Raw genomic sequence first — 16,757 nt, 5'->3', positions numbered from 1 at the left:
AGAGTACTCCAGCGAAAGGACGTTCACCGCGAGCCCGTCAGCCCTTGACCGCGCCGGCCATGATGCCGCTGACCAGCTGCTTGCCCGCGAAGACGAAGAGCAGGATGAGGGGCACGGTCGCGAGGAGGACCCCGGCGAGCACCTTCGAGTAGTCGACGAAGTAGTTCGCCTGCAGCAGCGAGAGGGCGACCGGCAGGGTCGGGCTCTCGCGGTCGAGCACGATGAACGGCCAGAAGAACTGGTTCCAGGCACCCACGAAGGTGAACAGGAACAGCATCGCGGCGGCGGGCCGCGCGGCGGTCACCCCGACGGTCCAGAACGTGCGGATCTGGCTGGCCCCGTCGACGCGTGCCGCCTCGATGAGCTCGTCGGGCACCGTCTGGCCGATGTACTGCGTCATCCAGAACACCCCGAACGCGCTCGTCAGGGCCGGGACGATGATGGCACCGATCGTCCCGGTCCACCCCATGTCGGCGAAGAGGATGTAGAGCGGTACGACGCCGAGCTGCATCGGCACCGCCATCGTGGCGACGACGAATGCGAGAAGGAACTTGTTCCCGCGGAAGCGCAGCTTCGCGAATGCCCACCCGGCGAGCGTCGAGAACACGACGACGGATGCCGCGATCAGCGTCGAGCTGAACACCGAGTTCCACAGGGCGAGCCAGAAGTTGACCGCCGGATCGTTCATGACCGAGAGCGCATTGGCGACGAAGTTCGCGCCGGGGATCCACGACATGTTCGGATCGTTGATCGTGAACTGGTCACCGGAGCCGATGAGGAACGACCAGTAGTAGGGGAAGATCGCCGAGACGGCGACGACACCGAGTCCGACGTAGACCCAGAAGCCGGCGCGGACGCCGCGGATGCGGGTGGTCCGCTCCCCGCGACGACGCCGAGCGGCGTTCGGGATGTTCTCTTCGACGATGGCCAGGGGCGGCTCGCTGACGGTGGTCATCGTGCGGCATCCTTCCGTGCGCGTCGCGGCATCTTCACGCCGCGGCCGCCCTCGTCGCGGACGAGGCGGCGGGTGATGAGGAGGTTCGCGAGACCGATCACCACGATGATGATGAAGAGGATCCACGCGAGGGCGGCGGCGCGACCGAAATTGAACTCGCCCCAGCCGATGTTGTAGAGGTACAGCGTGATCGTCAGCCACTGCTGAGCGGGTCCGCCCTCGCCGGTGTTGTCGAACATGCGGGGCTCGTCGAAGATCTGCAGACCGCCGATCGTCGAGGTGATGATCACGAAGATCAGGGTCGGCCGCAGCGACGGCAGAGTGATGCTGATGAACTGGCGGAACGCGCCGGCGCCGTCGACGGTCGCCGCCTCGTAGTACTCGCGCGGCACGGCCTGCATGGCGGCGAGCAGGATGAGGGCGTTGTAGCCGGTCCAGCGGAAGTTCACCATCGTCGAGATCGCGACGTGGCTCCAGAACGGATCCTTGTGCCAGGCGATCGGCTCGAGGCCGAGGCTGGTGAGCGCGTTGTTCACGAGGCCGTGCACGTCGCCGAACATGTTGCTGAAGATCAGCGCCACCGCAACGGGGGCCATGACGAACGGGAGCAGCACGCTCATCCGCCAGAACGTCTTGGCGCGGATGTTGCGGTCCAGCATGGCGGCGATGAACAGCGCCAGGAGGAGCTGGGGGACCGTGGAGAGCAGGAAGATGCTGAAGGTGTTGCGGAGAGCGACCCAGAACTTCGGGTCGTTCAGGATCCAGGCGTACTGGTCGAATCCGACGAAGGTGCCCGAGTCGCGGATGAGATCCCACTCCTGGAACGAGATCACCGCGGTGAACCCGATGGGGAACAGGCCGACGATCGCGAACAGGATGAAGAACGGGGAGATGTAGAGGTAGGGCGAGACCTTCACGTCCCAGCGGCTGAGCCGCTGACGGAAGGAGAGCACACGGATCGGACGGACCGCGGCGGTGGGCCGGTCCTCCACGGGGGTCTGTGGGCGGATGTCGGTGGTGGTCACGAGTCGTCTCCGTGGTGGTCGAACGATGGTGGGGATGCCGGCCGCCGCAGAGCGCGGCCGGCATCCCGGTCAGGGACGGATCAGAAGGCTTCGACCTCGGAGACCCAGGTCTTCCACGCGGCATCCTCGGATTCCGACTTGTCGAAGACGCGGTTCACGGCGTTCTGGAGGGCGTCGTGGTACTTGAAGTAGTCCGCGCTCTTGAACGGGAGGACCGTGACGGCCTCGGCGCGGTCGGCGCCGATCTCGCCGGTCTTGGCGCCGCCGAAGTAGTCGTTGACGTAACCCGTGAGGTCGGCGTTCTCGTATGCGTCGACCTGGCTGGGGAAGGCGCCCACGTTGACGAACGCCTCGACCTGCTGCTCAGGGGCGGACAGCCATGCGGCGAGCTTCTGCGCTTCCTTCACGTTCTTGCCGTTCGCAGGGATGGTCAGGTACGAGCCGCCCCAGTTGCCGCCGCCGTTCGGGAACGTGTTCGCGATCTTCCAGTTCTTCTGGTCCGGCGCGTAGCCGGAGATGATGCCCTGCATCCAGCCGGGGCACAGCACGGTCGCGAAGTCGTCGCCCTGGAAGGACGCGATCCAGTCGTCACCCCACTGCGCGGAATAGGCGGAGTTGGGGACGGCGCGCTCGACGACGCTCTTGTAGGCATCGGCGATCTCGGGGTTCGAGGTCGCGATGACGGAACCGTCCGGCTTGTCGTAGGTGTACTCGATCTGGTTGACGATGCCCTGCAGGACCGAGTTGGCCGAGTCGATCATGGCCTTGCCGGATGCCTTTCGGTAGGTGTCCGCCACGTCGAAGTAGTTGTTCCAGTCGCCGTCGAACAGCGCCTCGACCTCGGCGGGCTCGGAGGGCAGACCGGCGGCCTCGAACAGGTCCGACCGGTAGCAGATGGCCTGCGGGCCGATGTCGGTGCCGTACCCGATGAGGTTGCCCTCGGGGTCTGTCGCTGCCTTCTCCTTCCAGTCCAGCCAGCGACCCTTGAGGTCGTCGGGGACGGGCGCCAGCAGGTCGGAGTACTGCATGGCCTCGCTCAGCCAGTCGACCTCGACGGCCTCGATGTCGGCGAGGCCGCCCTTGCCGAGCTTCTGGAAGAAGTTCTTGCGGGCGTCGCCGGACTCGGCCGCCTTGTTGTGGACGATCGTGACGTTCGGGTTGGCGTCCTCGTACTTCTGGAGGAACTCGTCGGTGTAGCCGAAGTTGTTGAAGGTGGCGATGGTCAGCGTGACCTTCTCTCCCTCGGCTCCGGTTCCGCCCTGGTTGCCCCCGCCGGCGCAACCGGCGAGGACGAGAGCGGAGGTGGTGGCGACGCCGGCGATCAATCCGACGCGGCGCAGGGCGCGTGCGTTCACAGAACACTCCTTTGTGGTGTGGCGAGAGCGAGGTGCAGTGTCTCCGCATGGGAGCGCTCTCATCGAGTGGTGCCGACGCTATGGGATCGCTCCCACGAGTGTCAAGGGAGCGCTCCCACAACTGCGGTCACGGTTTGGTCACGGGCTGGATGCACTGCGCACGGTGCGCGAGCCCGGCGGGCTCTAGACTGGTCGCGCACCCCTGCCCGCGACATCCCGGAGCTTTCTGATGCCCACCATCGTCGTCGACGTCATGCCCAAGGCCGAGCTCCTGGACCCGCAGGGGAAGGCCGTCGCCGGAGCGCTGCAGCGCCTCGGCCACGCCGGATTCGGCGACGTGCGCATCGGCAAGCGCTTCGAGCTCACCGTCGAGACCGCCGACGAGCAGACCCTCAGCGCGGTCCGGACCATCGCCGAGGAAATCCTGTCGAACTCCGTCATCGAGGACGTCGTCGGCATCGAGGTCGTCGAGTGACCGTCCGCGTCGGGGTCATCACCTTCCCCGGCTCGCTCGACGACGGCGATGCCCGCCGCGCCGTCCGACTCGCCGGAGCCGAGCCCATCGCACTCTGGCACGGCTCCCACGATCTGGAGGGCGTCGACGCCCTCGTCCTTCCCGGTGGCTTCAGCTACGGCGACTACCTGCGCGCCGGCGCGATCGCCGCGCTCGCGCCGATCATGTCCGAGGTGAAGGATGCCGCGGCCAAGGGCATGCCCATCCTCGGCATCTGCAACGGCTTCCAGATGCTCGTCGAGGCGCACCTGCTGCCCGGCGGACTCATCCGCAACGCGCACCAGCAGTTCATCCGCCGCGACCAACGACTCGTGGTCGAGAACGCCGACACCGCCTGGACGAACGAGTTCCGCCGCGGCCAGGAGATCGTGATCCCCCTGAAGAACGCCGACGGCGGCTACATCGCCTCCGACGAGACGCTCGCCCGCATCCAGGGCGAGAACCTCGTGGCGTTCCGGTACGCGGGTGTCAACCCGAACGGGTCGATGGACGACATCGCGGGGCTCACGAACGAGCGGGGCAACGTCGTGGGGCTCATGCCGCACCCCGAGCACGCGATCGAGCCCGGATTCGGGCCCGACACAGCGGCCGCGATGCGGTCCGGCGTCGACGGACTGAAGTTCTTCTCCGCGGCCGTCTCGGCCGTCGTGCACGCAGCCGCCTGATCCTGTCAGCCGCCCGATCCGGCTCAGCCGCCCAGCCTGCGGGCGAGGTGCGGGGCCGTGCGACTGCCGGGTTCCGCCGCGACCGCTTCGGGTGTCCCCTGCGCGACGATACGACCCCCGGCGTCCCCGCCCGACGGACCGAGGTCCATGACCCAGTCCGCGGCCGCGACGACGTCCATGTCGTGCTCGACGACGACGACGGTGTCGCCGGCGTCGACGAGGGCGTGCAGCTGAGCGAGCAGCAGCCGGACGTCCGCGGGGTGCAGGCCGGTCGTCGGCTCGTCGAGCAGGTAGAGGGTGTGACCACGCCGCGCGCGCTGCAGCTCGGTCGCGAGCTTGATCCGCTGCGCCTCACCACCTGAGAGCTCCGTCGCCGGCTGACCGAGGCGCAGGTATCCGAGACCGACGTCCTGCAGCGTCCGGAGGCTCCGGAATGCCGCGGGCACCGCCGCGAGGAACGTCGCCGCCTCGTCGACCGTCATCGCGAGCACCTCGGCGACGTTCTTGCCCCTGAAGGTGACCTCGAGCGTCTCGGGGTTGTAGCGCGCGCCGTGGCAGGTCGGGCACCGGCCGTAGCTGCCGGGCAGAAAGAGGAGCTCGACCGTGACGTAGCCCTCTCCTAGGCACGTCTCGCACCGGCCGCCCGCGACATTGAACGAGAACCGGCCCGGCGTGTAGCCGCGTTCGCGCGCGAGGTCGGTGTCGGCGAAGACGGTGCGGACGGCGTCGAACAGCCCGGTGTAGGTGGCGAGGTTCGAGCGCGGCGTACGGCCGATCGGCTTCTGGTCCACGCGGACGAGCCGGTCGACGGCGTCCAGCCCGGTGACCGAGCCGACCCGCAGGGTGTCGGTCGACGTCGATGGGAGCGTCGCCTCGGCGATGCGCTCGGATGCGTCCTCGACCTCGAGCGCCGCGACGTCGGCATCCGCCTCATCGACGGACCCGCCGCGCAGGTGACGCTCGACGACCTCGCGCAACACGCGGCTGACGAGCGTGGACTTGCCCGACCCCGAGACACCGGTCACGGCGGTGAACACGCCGAGGGGGACCTCCACGTCGAGGTCGCCGAGGTTGTGCAGCGAGACGCCATGGAGCGCCAGGATGCCCACGGCCTCGCGGCGCTCGCGGCGCCCAGCCGCGTCGTCGTCGGGGAACAGGAACGGACGCGTCGCCGAGTCGGCGACGGCGGCCAGGCCCGCGACCTCGCCGGAGTAGAGGACGGCGCCGCCTGCCTCACCCGCGCCAGGACCGACATCGACGATCCAGTCGGCACGCCGGACGACGTCCATGTTGTGCTCGACGACGAAGACCGAGTTGCCCGAGGCGCGGAGCTGTTCGAGCACGTCGAGGAGCGGTGCCGCGTCGTCGGGATGCAGGCCCGCCGACGGCTCGTCCAGGACGTAGACGACACCGAACAGACCCGACCTCAGCTGGGTCGCCAGGCGCAGCCGCTGCATCTCGCCGGGCGAGAGCGTCGTCGTCACGCGGCCGAGTCCGAGGTAGCCGAGACCCAGGTCGAGCAACACCTGGATGCGGGCGACGAGGTCGGTCGTGATGGCCACGGCGACATCGGTGCGCTCACCCGACTCGGTGGTCGGCAGGGCGGGCGCGGCATCCCGGATCTGCGTCGTCGGACGCAGGACCTCGGCGAGTTCACGAATCGGCAAAGCGTTCAGCTCGGCGATCGAGTGCCCCGCGAAGGTGACGGCGAGCGTCTCGCGGCGCAGGCCTGTGCCACCGCAGAGCGGGCACACGCCGGTGCGGACGAAGCCGAGCACGCGGTTGCGCATCGACGCGCTCTGCGAATCGGCGAGCGTGTGGAAGACGAACTTCTTCGCGCTCCAGAACCGGCCGTTGTAGGGCTTCGCGACACGGTCCCGCTGCGGCGTGATCTGCACGACGGGCTGCTCGTCGGTGAACAGGAGCCAGTCGCGGTCGGCCTGATCGAGCTCGCGCCACGGGCGATCGACGTCGTAGCCGAGGGCGATCGTGATGTCGCGGAGGTTCTTGGCCTGCCACGCCCCCGGCCAGGCGGCGATCGCACCGTCGCGGATGCTCAGCGACGGGTCGGGCACGAGGGTGTCCTCGGTCACGGTGTGCGCGACGCCGACGCCGTGGCATTCGGGGCAGGCGCCGGCGGCCGTGTTCGGCGAGAACGCGTCGGAGTCGAGGCGCGTCGTGAATCCGGCCGGGAACGTGCCCGCTCGCGAGAACAGCATGCGGAGGGAATTCGACAGAGTCGTGACGGTCCCCACGCTGGAGCGCGAACTCGGCGCGCCCCGCCGCTGCTGCAACGCGACGGCCGGCGGCAGGCCCGTGATCGACTCGACGTGCGGGTCGTGGCCCTGCTGGATGAGCCGCCGCGCGTACGGTGCGACCGACTCGAGGTATCGGCGCTGCGCCTCGGTGAAGATGGTGCCGAAGGCCAGCGAGGACTTGCCCGAACCCGAGACGCCGGTGAAGGCGACGATGGCGTCGCGGGGGACGTCGACGTCGACGTCCCGCAGGTTGTTCTCGTTCGCCCCGCGCACACGGACGAAGGAATCGGCGTCGCCGCGGGGGTTTTCAGGCATCGAACCAGCCTAGGTGTCGGCCGGGTCACCCGGGCCGAGCGATAGCCTCGGACGCATGGCTTCGATCAGCGTCAGCGTCCCTTCCGCCCGCCTCGCCGAGGACCTCTCAGACATCGACGGAGCTGACGTCTTCGTGTGGAAGATGGATGCTGCGTCCCCCCGTCCGCACATCGATCTCGTCGTCCCGCCCTACATGGCGGGGAACCCTCTCGGCTGGCTCGAAGGCGTCGAGGTCGGACTCGTGCAGGGGCAGGCGATCGGCTACGAGGGCATCGAGGACCGCCTGCCCGCCGGCACGGTGTTCGCGAACGCGGCGACCGTGCACGAGGCGGCCACCGCGGAGCTCGCCGTCGCCCTGACGCTGACGGCGCAGCGCGGGATCGACCGGTTCGTCCGCGCACAAGCATCCGGGGATTGGGCACCGTTCCAGGCCACCGGCCTCGCCGACCGTCGCGTTCTGCTTCTCGGCTACGGCGGCGTCGGCAAGGCGATCGCGGCGCGCCTCGCCCCCTTCGAGGTGGAGCTGGTGCCGGTCGCCTCACGTGCCCGCGACGAGGACGGCATCCACGTGCACAGCGTCGACGAGCTGTCCGACCTGCTGCCGACGGTCGACATCGTCGTGGCCTCGCTCCCCGGCGGCGAGCAGACCCGTCACATCATCGACGACGCGTTCCTCGCCGCTCTGCCCGGGGGCGCGCTCGTCGTCAACGTGGGGCGCGGGTCGCTGATCGACACGGACGCCCTCGTCGCACACATCCGGAGCCGCGGCATCCGGGCGGCTCTGGACGTCACCGACCCGGAGCCGCTCCCCGCCGATCACCCGCTGTGGTCGCTCGAGGGCGTCGTCATCGCGCCGCACGTGGGCGGGGCGACCGACGCGATGCATCCCCGGATCGTGCGACTGCTTCGTCGGCAGATCGGTCACCTGCTCGCGGGCGAGGAGCCCGAGAACGTCGTGATCCGGACCTGATCAGACCGTGAACACGCTGTGCACGGGGCCGCATACGCCGCGGCCTCCGAGTGCGGTGAGCTCCATGAGCACGGACGTGCCGGCGAGGCTGTAGCCCAGCTGCTCGAGAAGCTGCTGCCCGGCGCGGAGAGTGCCACCGGTGGCGAGGACGTCATCGACGAGAAGCACGCGCGCACCGCTGGCGAGATCGCCCGACATCTCGATCGTGGCACTGCCGTACTCGAGGTCGTAGCTCACCGAGCCGGCCGGGCGTGGCAGCTTGCCCGCCTTGCGGATCGGCGCGAGGCCGGTGCCCGACGCGATCGCGATCGCGCCCGCGAGCAGGAAGCCGCGCGCTTCGACACCGGCGACCACGTCGAACGAGCCGACGAAGGGCTCGGCCATGGCCATCGCGATGGTGCGCAGGGCCGCCGGGTCGGCCAGCAGCGGCGAGATGTCGCGGAAGAGGATGCCGGGCTCGGGGAAGTCGGGGATCGTCGCGATGAGCGATTCGGCTCGGGTGAGTGCGTCGGGATTCACTGGGTCCAGGGTACTCGACGGCGCCTGGGCTCCCCCTGCTGCGGCCTGGATCCGGAGATCGGCGCTGGATTCGGACCCGATCGCGACCCACCATCCGAATCCGCGGGACATCTCCGAATCCGAGGGCTCGCCGGCGACGCCTCGCGCAGGTCCCATGCGGCGCGGAGTGCGCAAGCGCTTGCGCTAGGCTGACGCGCATGACTTCGACCACCTCCCCGACCGCCACCTCGACGCTGGCCCCGATCGGCGAGAGCCGCCCCGGCGCCGAATGGTGGCGCACCGCCGTGATCTACCAGATCTACCCCCGCTCCTTCGCGGACGCCTCGGGCGACGGCATCGGCGACCTCCCCGGCATCACGTCCCACCTCGACGACCTCGCCTCGCTCGGCGTCGACGCCGTGTGGCTGAGCCCGTTCTTCACCTCTCCGCAGAAGGACGCCGGGTACGACGTCGCCGACTACCGTGACGTCGACCCGCTCTTCGGCACGCTCGGCGACTTCGACGACATGCTCGAGGGCGCCCACGCCCGCGGCATCCGGGTCATCATCGACCTCGTCCCGAACCACTCCTCGGACAAGCACGTCTGGTTCCAGCAGGCCCTCGCCGCCGAGCCCGGCAGCCCCGAGCGCGCGCGCTACATGTTCCGCGACGGCCAGGGCGAAAACGGCGAACTCCCGCCCAACAACTGGGAGTCCGTCTTCGGCGGCCCGGCATGGACCCGCGTCCACGACGGCCAGTGGTACCTGCACCTGTTCGACAGCTCGCAGCCCGACTTCGACTGGACCAACCCCGAGGTGCGCGCCGAGTTCGAGGCGACCCTGCGCTTCTGGCTCGACCGCGGCGTCGACGGCTTCCGCGTCGACGTGGCGCACGGTCTCATCAAGGCCGACGGACTGCCCGACTACACCCCGCCGGCCGAGGCCGACTCGATGGGCGGGGCCGAGCCCGTGCCGTATTGGGGCCAGGAAGGCGTCCATCAGGTGTGGCGCGAATGGCACCGCGTGCTCGACGAGTACGAGGGCGACCGCGCCCTCTGCGCCGAGGCGTGGCTGCCGACGGTCGACGAGACCGCCAAGTGGGTGCGCTCGGACGAGATGCACCAGGCGTTCAACTTCCCCTACGCGATGAGCGAGTGGGATGCCGCGCAGCTGCGCGAGGTCATCAGCGAGTCGCTGCGGGCCTTCCCCGCCGTGGGCGCTCCGGCGACGTGGGTCCTCTCGAACCACGACGTCATCCGCCACGCGACCCGGCTCGCGATGCCCGGCCATCCGCAGGGGCACGGCGTGGGGCCGAGCACGCCCGGCAAGCCCGACCCGGCGGCGGGCCTCCGTCGCGCCCGCGCGGCGACCGCGCTCATGCTCGCCCTCCCCGGCTCGTCGTACCTGTACCAGGGCGAGGAGCTCGGACTCCCCGAGGCGATGGAGCTGCCCGACGACGTCCGCGAGGACCCGACCTGGTTCCGTACGAACGGCGAGCGCTACGGCCGTGACGGATGCCGCGTCCCGCTGCCCTGGACCGCTGATCAGGGCGCCTTCGGCTTCAGCCCGACGGGCGAGAGCTGGCTGCCCCAGCCCGCCGAGTGGACGGCCCTGGCCCGCGACGTGCAGGAGGACCAGCCGGATTCGACGCTGTGGCTCTACCGCACCCTGTTGGCCACCCGCCGCGCGCACGACCTCGGTTCGGGCACGCTCGAGTGGCTCGACGGCTACGGGGACGACGTCATCGCCTTCCGCAACGGCGACGTCACCGTCGTCGCCAATGTGGGCACGACGCCTGTCGCGCTGCCGAAGGGGACGCTGCTCGTCGAGAGCGACGCGTTCTCGGGGCGCGAGCTGCCGGCGGACACGACCGTGTGGATCGCCGCGGACTGACGTGACCGGCATCGACGACGTCGCCCGCGCCGCAGGCGTCTCGGCGGCGACCGTCTCACGCGCGCTCAGCGGGCGCGGGCGCATCTCGGATGCGACCCGTGCCCGCGTACGCGCGGCCGCGGCCGACCTCGGCTATGTGGTCTCGGCCGCGGCGTCCGCTCTGGCAACAGGGCGTGCCGCGAACATCGGCGTCGTCGTCCCGCTGCTCGACCGGTGGTTCTTCGCGAACGTGCTCGACGGCATCGCGAGCCGCCTGGCCCCGCAGGGCTATGACATGACGCTCTACAGCATGAGTTCCGATCGGGCGCAGCGCGACGGCGTCCTGGACGTGTCGCTCCGGCGCGGCCGGGTGGACGGGCTCATCGTCCTCTCGGTGACCCTCGACGACGATGAGGTCGACCGGCTCCTCGCACTCGATCTGCCCGTCGTGGGTCTGGGCGCGACCACCCCGCGACTCCCCGCCCTGCGCGTCGACGAGATCGCCGTCGCTCGTGCCGCGACCGAGCACCTGCTGCGCCTCGGTCACCGGAGCATCGCGCACATCGGTGCGGGACGCGCGGGAGACCCGGGCCTCGACATCCCGTCGCTGCGCAGACACGGTTTCACCACGGCGATGATGGATGCCGGGATGCCCGACGCACCCTTCGCCGCGGCGGACTTCACCATCGAGGGCGGGCATCGCGCCGCACTCGCCCTGCTCGAGAGTGACGAACCGCCGACGGCGATCTTCGCGGCATCCGACGAGATCGCGTTCGGCGCCCTTTTTGCGGCGAGGGACCGGGGACTCGACGTGCCGAGGAACCTCTCGGTGATCGGCGTCGACGGTCATGAGATGGGCGGTTTCTTCGGGCTGACCACGATCGCGCAGTTCCCGCACGACCAGGGGGAGCGCGCCGCCGCCGCCATCCTCGCCGCACTCGAAGGACGACAGGAGCTCGGCGACCTCGCGTTCCGCCTCGTGGAACGGACGTCCACAGCGGCCCCGTGGAGGACTCACTGAGGTAGCGGAGGCCCTGTCCCCGTAGGCTCGTCGTCATGCCTCTCGATCTCGAAGCGATCTACACCGACCTGCACCGGCACCCGGAACTGTCGTTCCAGGAGACCCGGACGGCCGGCGTCATCACGCGCGAGCTCGCAGCGCTCGGCCTCGACTGCGAGGAGGGCGTCGGGCGCACGGGCGTCGTCACCGTCATCCGCAACGGCGACGGACCCGTGGTCTGGCTGCGCGCCGACATGGACGGTCTCCCGGTTCCCGAACAGACCGGCCTCCCGTATGCGAGCACCGCCCGCGGTGTCGACCCCGCCGGGCAGGACGTCCCGGTGATGCACGCCTGCGGGCACGACATGCACGTGACGGCGATGCTCGGCGCTCTCGAGAAGCTGCAGGGGAGCCGCGACGAGTGGTCGGGAACCGTGGTCGCGGTCTTCCAGCCCGCCGAGGAGTACGGCGCCGGTGCGCAGGCGATGATCGCCGATGGCGTGTTCGACCGGTACCCGAAGCCCGACATCGTCCTCGGTCAGCACCTCACCCCGTTGCCGGCCGGCACGATCGGCGTGCGACCGGGCACCCAGATGGCGGCATCCGACGGCATCACCGTGACCCTGCACGGCCGCGGCGGCCACGGCTCTCGGCCCCATTCGACGATCGATCCGATCGTCATGGCGGCCGCGACCGTCATGCGTCTGCAGACCGTGGTCTCGCGCGAGGTCGACCCGCGCGAGATGGCGGTCGTCACGGTCGGCTCCATTCACGCCGGCCTGAAGAACAACATCATCCCGGCCGAAGCGACCCTCGAACTGAGCCTGCGCTACCCGAACGACGAGGCGCGCGCCGACATCCTCGGACGCGTCGAGCGCGTCGTGCGGGCGGAGGCCGCGGCATCCGGCGCGGAGCAGGAACCCACCATCACCACCCTCCACACCCTGCCGCCCACCATCAACGATGCGGACGCGACCGCTCGTCTGACGTCGGCGATGGACCGCGCGTTCGGCGAAGGCACCGTCGTGGATCCCGGTATGTTCACCGGAAGCGAGGACGTCTCGTGGTTCGCCCGCGAAGCCGGCGTTCCGCTCGTCTACTGGTTCTGGGGCGGCGTCGACCCTCAGCAGTACGCGGATGCCGCCGCTGCCGGTACGATCTCGCGTGACATCCCGACGAACCACTCCCCGTTCTTCGCCCCCGTTCTGCACCCGACCATCGAGCGCGGCGTCGACGCACTGACCGTCGCCGCGCGGGAGTTCCTCACGTGAGCAACGACGACTGGCTGCCCTTCGCCCCCCTCGACCCGCAAGAGCACGAGAAGCCCGAGCGGGCCGAGAACCCCAACCGCGTTCCGATGATCCTGGGCGCGGTCGCCGGCGTCCTCCTCGTCGCCGTGATCGTGGTCGTCAGCGTGTACCTGCTGCGGGCGACCGAGCCGACCACGGCGGCGCCGCCGCCGGCGAGCTCGGCGGCTGCGCCCCAGCCGTCGCCCTCGACGCCGCAATCCCCCAAGCCATCCGAACCCGTCGAGGAGGAGCCGCCCGCTCCGGCATCCACCATCGAACTGAACGGGTCGGGCTTCACGGTGAAGACCCCCGACGGGACGGTCACGCACACCTGGGCCGATGACTCCGGCCCCGTGATCGCCGCCCTGACGAAGGCCTTCGGCACCGCGCCGAAGGAGGACTTCGTCAACGGCGACGCCGAGAACTGGGCGTACGACATCTACGTGTGGCCGGGCTTCCGCCTCTACGACGTCTTCCTCGGCGACGGCGGCCGTTCCCGAGGCGAGGTTCCGGCGCCCACCTGGGTCACGGTGACCTCAGGACTCCCCCAGGACGTCCAGATCACGAACGAGTTCGGCGTCTCGGTCGGCGACTCGCTCGACCAGGCGCGGAGCAAGGGACCGTTCGACGAGTTCACGCTCACGAACGGGCGCGTGCGTCTGACGTACGGCGAGGGCCGGGGGAAGTTCTACAGCAACGGGTCGCGCGAGTTCAGCGCCTTCGTCGAATCCGACGAGTCCGGCCAGAAGGTGGCTTCGATCACCTACACCTTCCGCGCCCGAGGCCAGTGATCGCCCGGAATCGGTGATCGCCCGGGGTCAAGTGATCGTCCAGGTTCAGTGATCGTCGGAGTCCACTGAGCGCGCGTCGGCCAGCCGGCGACCGCTGAGGACCCCGGGCAGTCCGCGTCCCGCGGGGGTGGCGAACAGCAGGACGATCCACGTCAGCACGAAGAGGCCGACGAGGACGCCACCCACGGCCCCCAGCTCGCCGAGCACGAGGTAGCCCCCGATGCCGCCGACGAAGCGCAGCGCCCGGGCGAGCGGTTCCGGGAATCGCCCGCCCTCGTACCGCAGCTCCACACACAGGTCGCCGACCGTGCGACCCGTTGCGAGGACGACCGCGAGCCAGACGGCGATCGGCACCCATCCCGAGGCGATGTCGGCGATGACGCCGTCGGCGACGAGGTCGCTGCGGCGGAGCGCGTACTGCAGGAAGAGCTGGACCGTCGTCCCCGCGGCGCCGGCCAGCACGGCGGTGCCGAGCAGGTCGCACGCGGCGCCGAGCAGCCGGCGCCCGCGTGTGACCGGGCGGGGAGCCCCGGCATCCGCCGCCTTCTCGACGCCGCGCAGACGCGCCGGGACGAGCAGCCCGAGGACCGACCCGACGAGGGCGCCGAGCGTGTTCGTCAGCAGATCGCCGACGTCGAAGAGCCGGTACCCGCACGGGAAGATCCCCCAGACGCCGGTCAGCTGGGTCGTCTCGATGAGCAGCGACACGACGAACCCGGCGAGGACGCCCACGAGGATGCCGCGGCGGGCCACGACCCGGATCAGGAACCCGAGGGGGACGAAGAACAGCACGTTGAACACGACCTGCAGCAGACGCACATCGGTGAGCGGCGAGCCGTCGGCGAACGCGCCGACCACGTCGTCGATGGTCGGCGCGAGCGAGAGGACGGCACCGGAGCAGCGGTAGTCGTCCGATGCGGGGAGAGGAAGGAGCGTGTAGCTCCAGATCGCCAGGAAGTAGACGAGGGATGCCGCCCAGAATCCCACGCGGCCGATGCTGAGGCGACCGCGGCGACGGTAGCTGACGGCCACGACGGGGACGAAGAGGATGAGGCCCACGACGGCTCCGAACAGGATCGCGACCACCGCCGGGAAGACTTGTCCGCTCATCTCGCGAGTCTAGGGAATACTCCGGGACCCGCCCGCGTTGCGGCGGGTTCGCGGGAGGCGTAATGTCGCCCGCCGTGACAAGTGACAGCCGCGACCCGAACGCGGTCCCCTCTCCCGCCGTGAAGCGCATGCTCATCGGCGAACCCCTCGACACCGAGAAGCTCGAAGGTCAGCTGCTTCCGAAGAAGCGTGCGCTGCCGATCTTCGCGTCGGACGCACTGTCTTCGGTGGCCTACGCGCCCCAGGAACTGCTGATGATCCTGCTCATCGGCGGTACGGCGTTCATGGCGTTCGCGCCGCCCGTGGCCGCCGCGGTCGTGGTGCTGCTCGTCGTCGTGGTCCTCAGCTACCGGCAGCTCATCAAGGCATACCCGTCGGGTGGCGGCGACTACGAGGTGGCGCGCACGAATCTCGGCGAGAAGGCCGGGGTCGTGGTGGGGTCGGCCCTGCTCGTCGACTACGTCCTGACCGTCGCGGTCTCGGTGTCTTCCGGGGTCGACAACATCATCTCGGCACTCCCCTTCCTGAACGCCTGGCGCGTGGAACTCGCCGTCGGATTCGTGATCCTGCTGGTCATCGTCAACCTGCGCGGCGTGCGCGAGGCGTCGCAGGCGTTCGCGATCCCCACCTACGTCTTCATCGGCTCGGTCGCCCTCATGATCGGCACGGGCCTCTTCCGCTGGGCGATCGGCGACGCTCCCGTGGCCACGAGCTCGGCCTACACCGTCGAGCCCGAATCGCTGTCGCAGGTCGCCTTCATCCTGCTGCTGCTGCGCGCCTTCTCGAGCGGCTGCTCCGCCCTCACCGGCGTCGAGGCCGTCAGCAACGGCGTGCCCGCCTTCCGCACCCCCAAGGTCAAGAACGCGCAGACGACACTCGTGCTCATGGGCGGCATCGCGATCGTCCTGTTCGCGGGGCTCACCGCGCTCGCGCTCATCGCGGGCGTGCACTACGCCGAGAACCCCTGCAAGCTGATCGGCTTCGACTGCGCCGCCGGTCCGCAGCCGAGCCTCATGGCCCAGGTCGCCGCAGCCACCTTCGGGGGCGACTCGGTCTTCTTCTTCATCATCCAAGCCGCGACCGCCTGCGTCCTGCTGCTGGCGGCCAACACGGCGTTCAACGGCTTCCCGCTGCTCGGCTCGGTGCTCGCGCGCGACAGCTACGCTCCGAAGGCACTGAACTCGCGCGGAGACCGCCTCGTCTTCTCGAACGGGATGCTGATCCTCGGCGGCGCGGCGATCGCGATCCTCGTGGTCTTCCAGGCGAACCTGACCACCCTCATCCAGCTCTACATCATCGGCGTGTTCGTGTCGTTCTCGCTGGGTCAGATCGGCATGGTCCGGCACTGGCGCCGCGAGCTGCGGCTCCTGAAGGGTAGTTCGGCCGCGCGTCGCGGCGCGCTGTCGGGCCTCGTCATCAACACCGTCGGGGCGGCGTTCACCGTCGCGGTGCTGGTCATCGTGACGATCACGAAATTCACGCACGGCGCCTGGCTGGTGTTCCTGGCGATGCCGGTGCTCGCCTTCCTCATGATCGGCGTCAACCGGTACTACCGCGACGTCGAGCACGAGATCGAGATGGACGACACGGTGAAGTTCGGCGCCTCCGGCGACCTTGCGATCATCCTCGTCGGCAGGCTGCAGAAGCCCGTCGCGAAGGCGATCGACTACGCCCTCGCCGCGAAGCACGAGAAGACCCTCGCCGTCCACGTGGCGGTGACCACCGACGACATCGCCGAGCTGAAGGCCGATTGGGAGTACCACCGGATGCCGGTTCCCCTGGTCGTGGTCGACTCGCCCTATCGCCACTACGCCGCGCCGCTCATCGGTTTCATCGAGAAGTACCGCGAGAAGCACGGGCCCTCGGTCGTGACGGTCTACCTGCCGCAGTACATCGTCGGCCACTGGTGGGAGACGCCGCTCCACAACCGCCGTGCGCGCCGGATCGCGCAGCAGCTCATGATGGTCCACGGCGTGACCGTGACCCTCGTCCCGTGGCTGCTCGACTCGTCCGAGATCGTCTACGGTCGTCGCTCGCGGCCGCTGCCGGGAGACGACCGCGGCGGTCGCATCGAGCAGCGTCATTACGGTTTGGTGGAGCATTCCGAGAGCTGACGGGTCGGGCCGGGCCATCGCGCACCG

General features: G+C 69.7%; 14 protein-coding genes. 8 read left to right on the top strand and 6 right to left on the bottom strand.

Annotation, left to right across the window (positions count from 1 at the left end; translation table 11 throughout):
* Positions 1 to 37: 37 nt before the first annotated feature.
* From ACIQLK_RS03155 to ACIQLK_RS03145, 3 genes are all read right to left on the bottom strand, one after another.
* Positions 38 to 955 (bottom strand): carbohydrate ABC transporter permease, encoded by a 918-nt coding sequence (locus ACIQLK_RS03155; RefSeq protein ID WP_400362850.1) that lies wholly within the window; start codon positions 953 to 955, stop codon positions 38 to 40.
* Positions 952 to 1,980 carry a carbohydrate ABC transporter permease gene (locus ACIQLK_RS03150; protein ID WP_400362849.1) on the bottom strand — a complete coding sequence of 343 codons (1,029 nt, stop codon included), beginning with the start codon at positions 1,978 to 1,980 and terminating at the stop codon, positions 952 to 954. Before ACIQLK_RS03150 ends, ACIQLK_RS03155 begins: the two co-directional genes overlap by 4 nt.
* A gap of 80 nt (positions 1,981 to 2,060) precedes the next feature.
* Positions 2,061 to 3,335, bottom strand: coding sequence for an ABC transporter substrate-binding protein (locus ACIQLK_RS03145; protein WP_400362848.1), 1,275 nt, complete (start codon positions 3,333 to 3,335; stop codon positions 2,061 to 2,063).
* A gap of 229 nt (positions 3,336 to 3,564) precedes the next feature.
* Here ACIQLK_RS03145 and purS point away from each other — a divergent pair, with 229 nt between their 5' ends.
* Both purS and purQ read left to right on the top strand, forming a co-directional pair.
* The gene (gene purS, locus ACIQLK_RS03140) at positions 3,565 to 3,810 is read left to right on the top strand and encodes a phosphoribosylformylglycinamidine synthase subunit PurS (protein WP_400362847.1); all 246 of its coding nucleotides are present in this window, start codon (positions 3,565 to 3,567) and stop codon (positions 3,808 to 3,810) included.
* Positions 3,807 to 4,514 (top strand): phosphoribosylformylglycinamidine synthase subunit PurQ, encoded by a 708-nt coding sequence (gene purQ / locus ACIQLK_RS03135; protein WP_400362846.1) that lies wholly within the window; start codon positions 3,807 to 3,809, stop codon positions 4,512 to 4,514. The genes purS and purQ overlap by 4 nt, the downstream gene beginning before the upstream one ends.
* Positions 4,515 to 4,537: 23 nt before the next feature.
* On the opposite strand, the gene ACIQLK_RS03130 is transcribed toward purQ, so the two are convergent.
* A complete protein-coding gene (locus tag ACIQLK_RS03130) occupies positions 4,538 to 7,087 on the bottom strand; it encodes an ABC transporter (protein WP_400362845.1) in 2,550 nt (849 codons plus the stop codon).
* A 55-nt stretch (positions 7,088 to 7,142) separates the two neighbouring features.
* Here ACIQLK_RS03130 and ACIQLK_RS03125 point away from each other — a divergent pair, with 55 nt between their 5' ends.
* The gene (locus ACIQLK_RS03125; RefSeq protein WP_400362844.1) at positions 7,143 to 8,057 is read left to right on the top strand and encodes a 2-hydroxyacid dehydrogenase; all 915 of its coding nucleotides are present in this window, start codon (positions 7,143 to 7,145) and stop codon (positions 8,055 to 8,057) included.
* Here ACIQLK_RS03125 and ACIQLK_RS03120 read toward each other — a convergent pair whose 3' ends face one another.
* Positions 8,058 to 8,576 (bottom strand): adenine phosphoribosyltransferase, encoded by a 519-nt coding sequence (locus ACIQLK_RS03120; protein ID WP_400362843.1) that lies wholly within the window; start codon positions 8,574 to 8,576, stop codon positions 8,058 to 8,060.
* 197 nt (positions 8,577 to 8,773) lie between these two features.
* Here ACIQLK_RS03120 and ACIQLK_RS03115 point away from each other — a divergent pair, with 197 nt between their 5' ends.
* The 4 genes from ACIQLK_RS03115 to ACIQLK_RS03100 are packed head-to-tail and all read left to right on the top strand — an operon-like array spanning position 8,774 to position 13,506.
* Complete coding sequence (locus ACIQLK_RS03115; protein WP_400362842.1) at positions 8,774 to 10,447, top strand: glycoside hydrolase family 13 protein; 1,674 nt, start codon at positions 8,774 to 8,776, stop codon at positions 10,445 to 10,447.
* A 1-nt stretch (position 10,448) separates the two neighbouring features.
* Positions 10,449 to 11,447: a LacI family DNA-binding transcriptional regulator gene (locus tag ACIQLK_RS03110; RefSeq protein WP_400362841.1), complete on the top strand. Its 999-nt coding sequence runs from the start codon at positions 10,449 to 10,451 to the stop codon at positions 11,445 to 11,447.
* 35 nt (positions 11,448 to 11,482) lie between these two features.
* Entirely contained in the window at positions 11,483 to 12,697 is a 1,215-nt protein-coding gene (locus ACIQLK_RS03105; protein WP_400362840.1) for an amidohydrolase, read from the top strand.
* Positions 12,694 to 13,506 (top strand): hypothetical protein, encoded by an 813-nt coding sequence (locus ACIQLK_RS03100; RefSeq protein WP_400362839.1) that lies wholly within the window; start codon positions 12,694 to 12,696, stop codon positions 13,504 to 13,506. The genes ACIQLK_RS03105 and ACIQLK_RS03100 overlap by 4 nt, the downstream gene beginning before the upstream one ends.
* 45 nt (positions 13,507 to 13,551) lie before the next feature.
* On the opposite strand, the gene ACIQLK_RS03095 is transcribed toward ACIQLK_RS03100, so the two are convergent.
* Positions 13,552 to 14,616 carry a VanZ family protein gene (locus tag ACIQLK_RS03095; RefSeq protein WP_400362838.1) on the bottom strand — a complete coding sequence of 355 codons (1,065 nt, stop codon included), beginning with the start codon at positions 14,614 to 14,616 and terminating at the stop codon, positions 13,552 to 13,554.
* Positions 14,617 to 14,678: 62 nt separating this feature from the next.
* Here ACIQLK_RS03095 and ACIQLK_RS03090 point away from each other — a divergent pair, with 62 nt between their 5' ends.
* Positions 14,679 to 16,730 carry an APC family permease gene (locus tag ACIQLK_RS03090; RefSeq protein WP_400362837.1) on the top strand — a complete coding sequence of 684 codons (2,052 nt, stop codon included), beginning with the start codon at positions 14,679 to 14,681 and terminating at the stop codon, positions 16,728 to 16,730.
* Positions 16,731 to 16,757 lie beyond the last annotated feature (27 nt).

Source organism: Microbacterium sp. NPDC091382, assembly GCF_044757025.1.
Lineage (GTDB): Bacteria > Actinomycetota > Actinomycetes > Actinomycetales > Microbacteriaceae > Microbacterium.
This window is presented reverse-complemented; position numbering and strand designations above follow the sequence as displayed.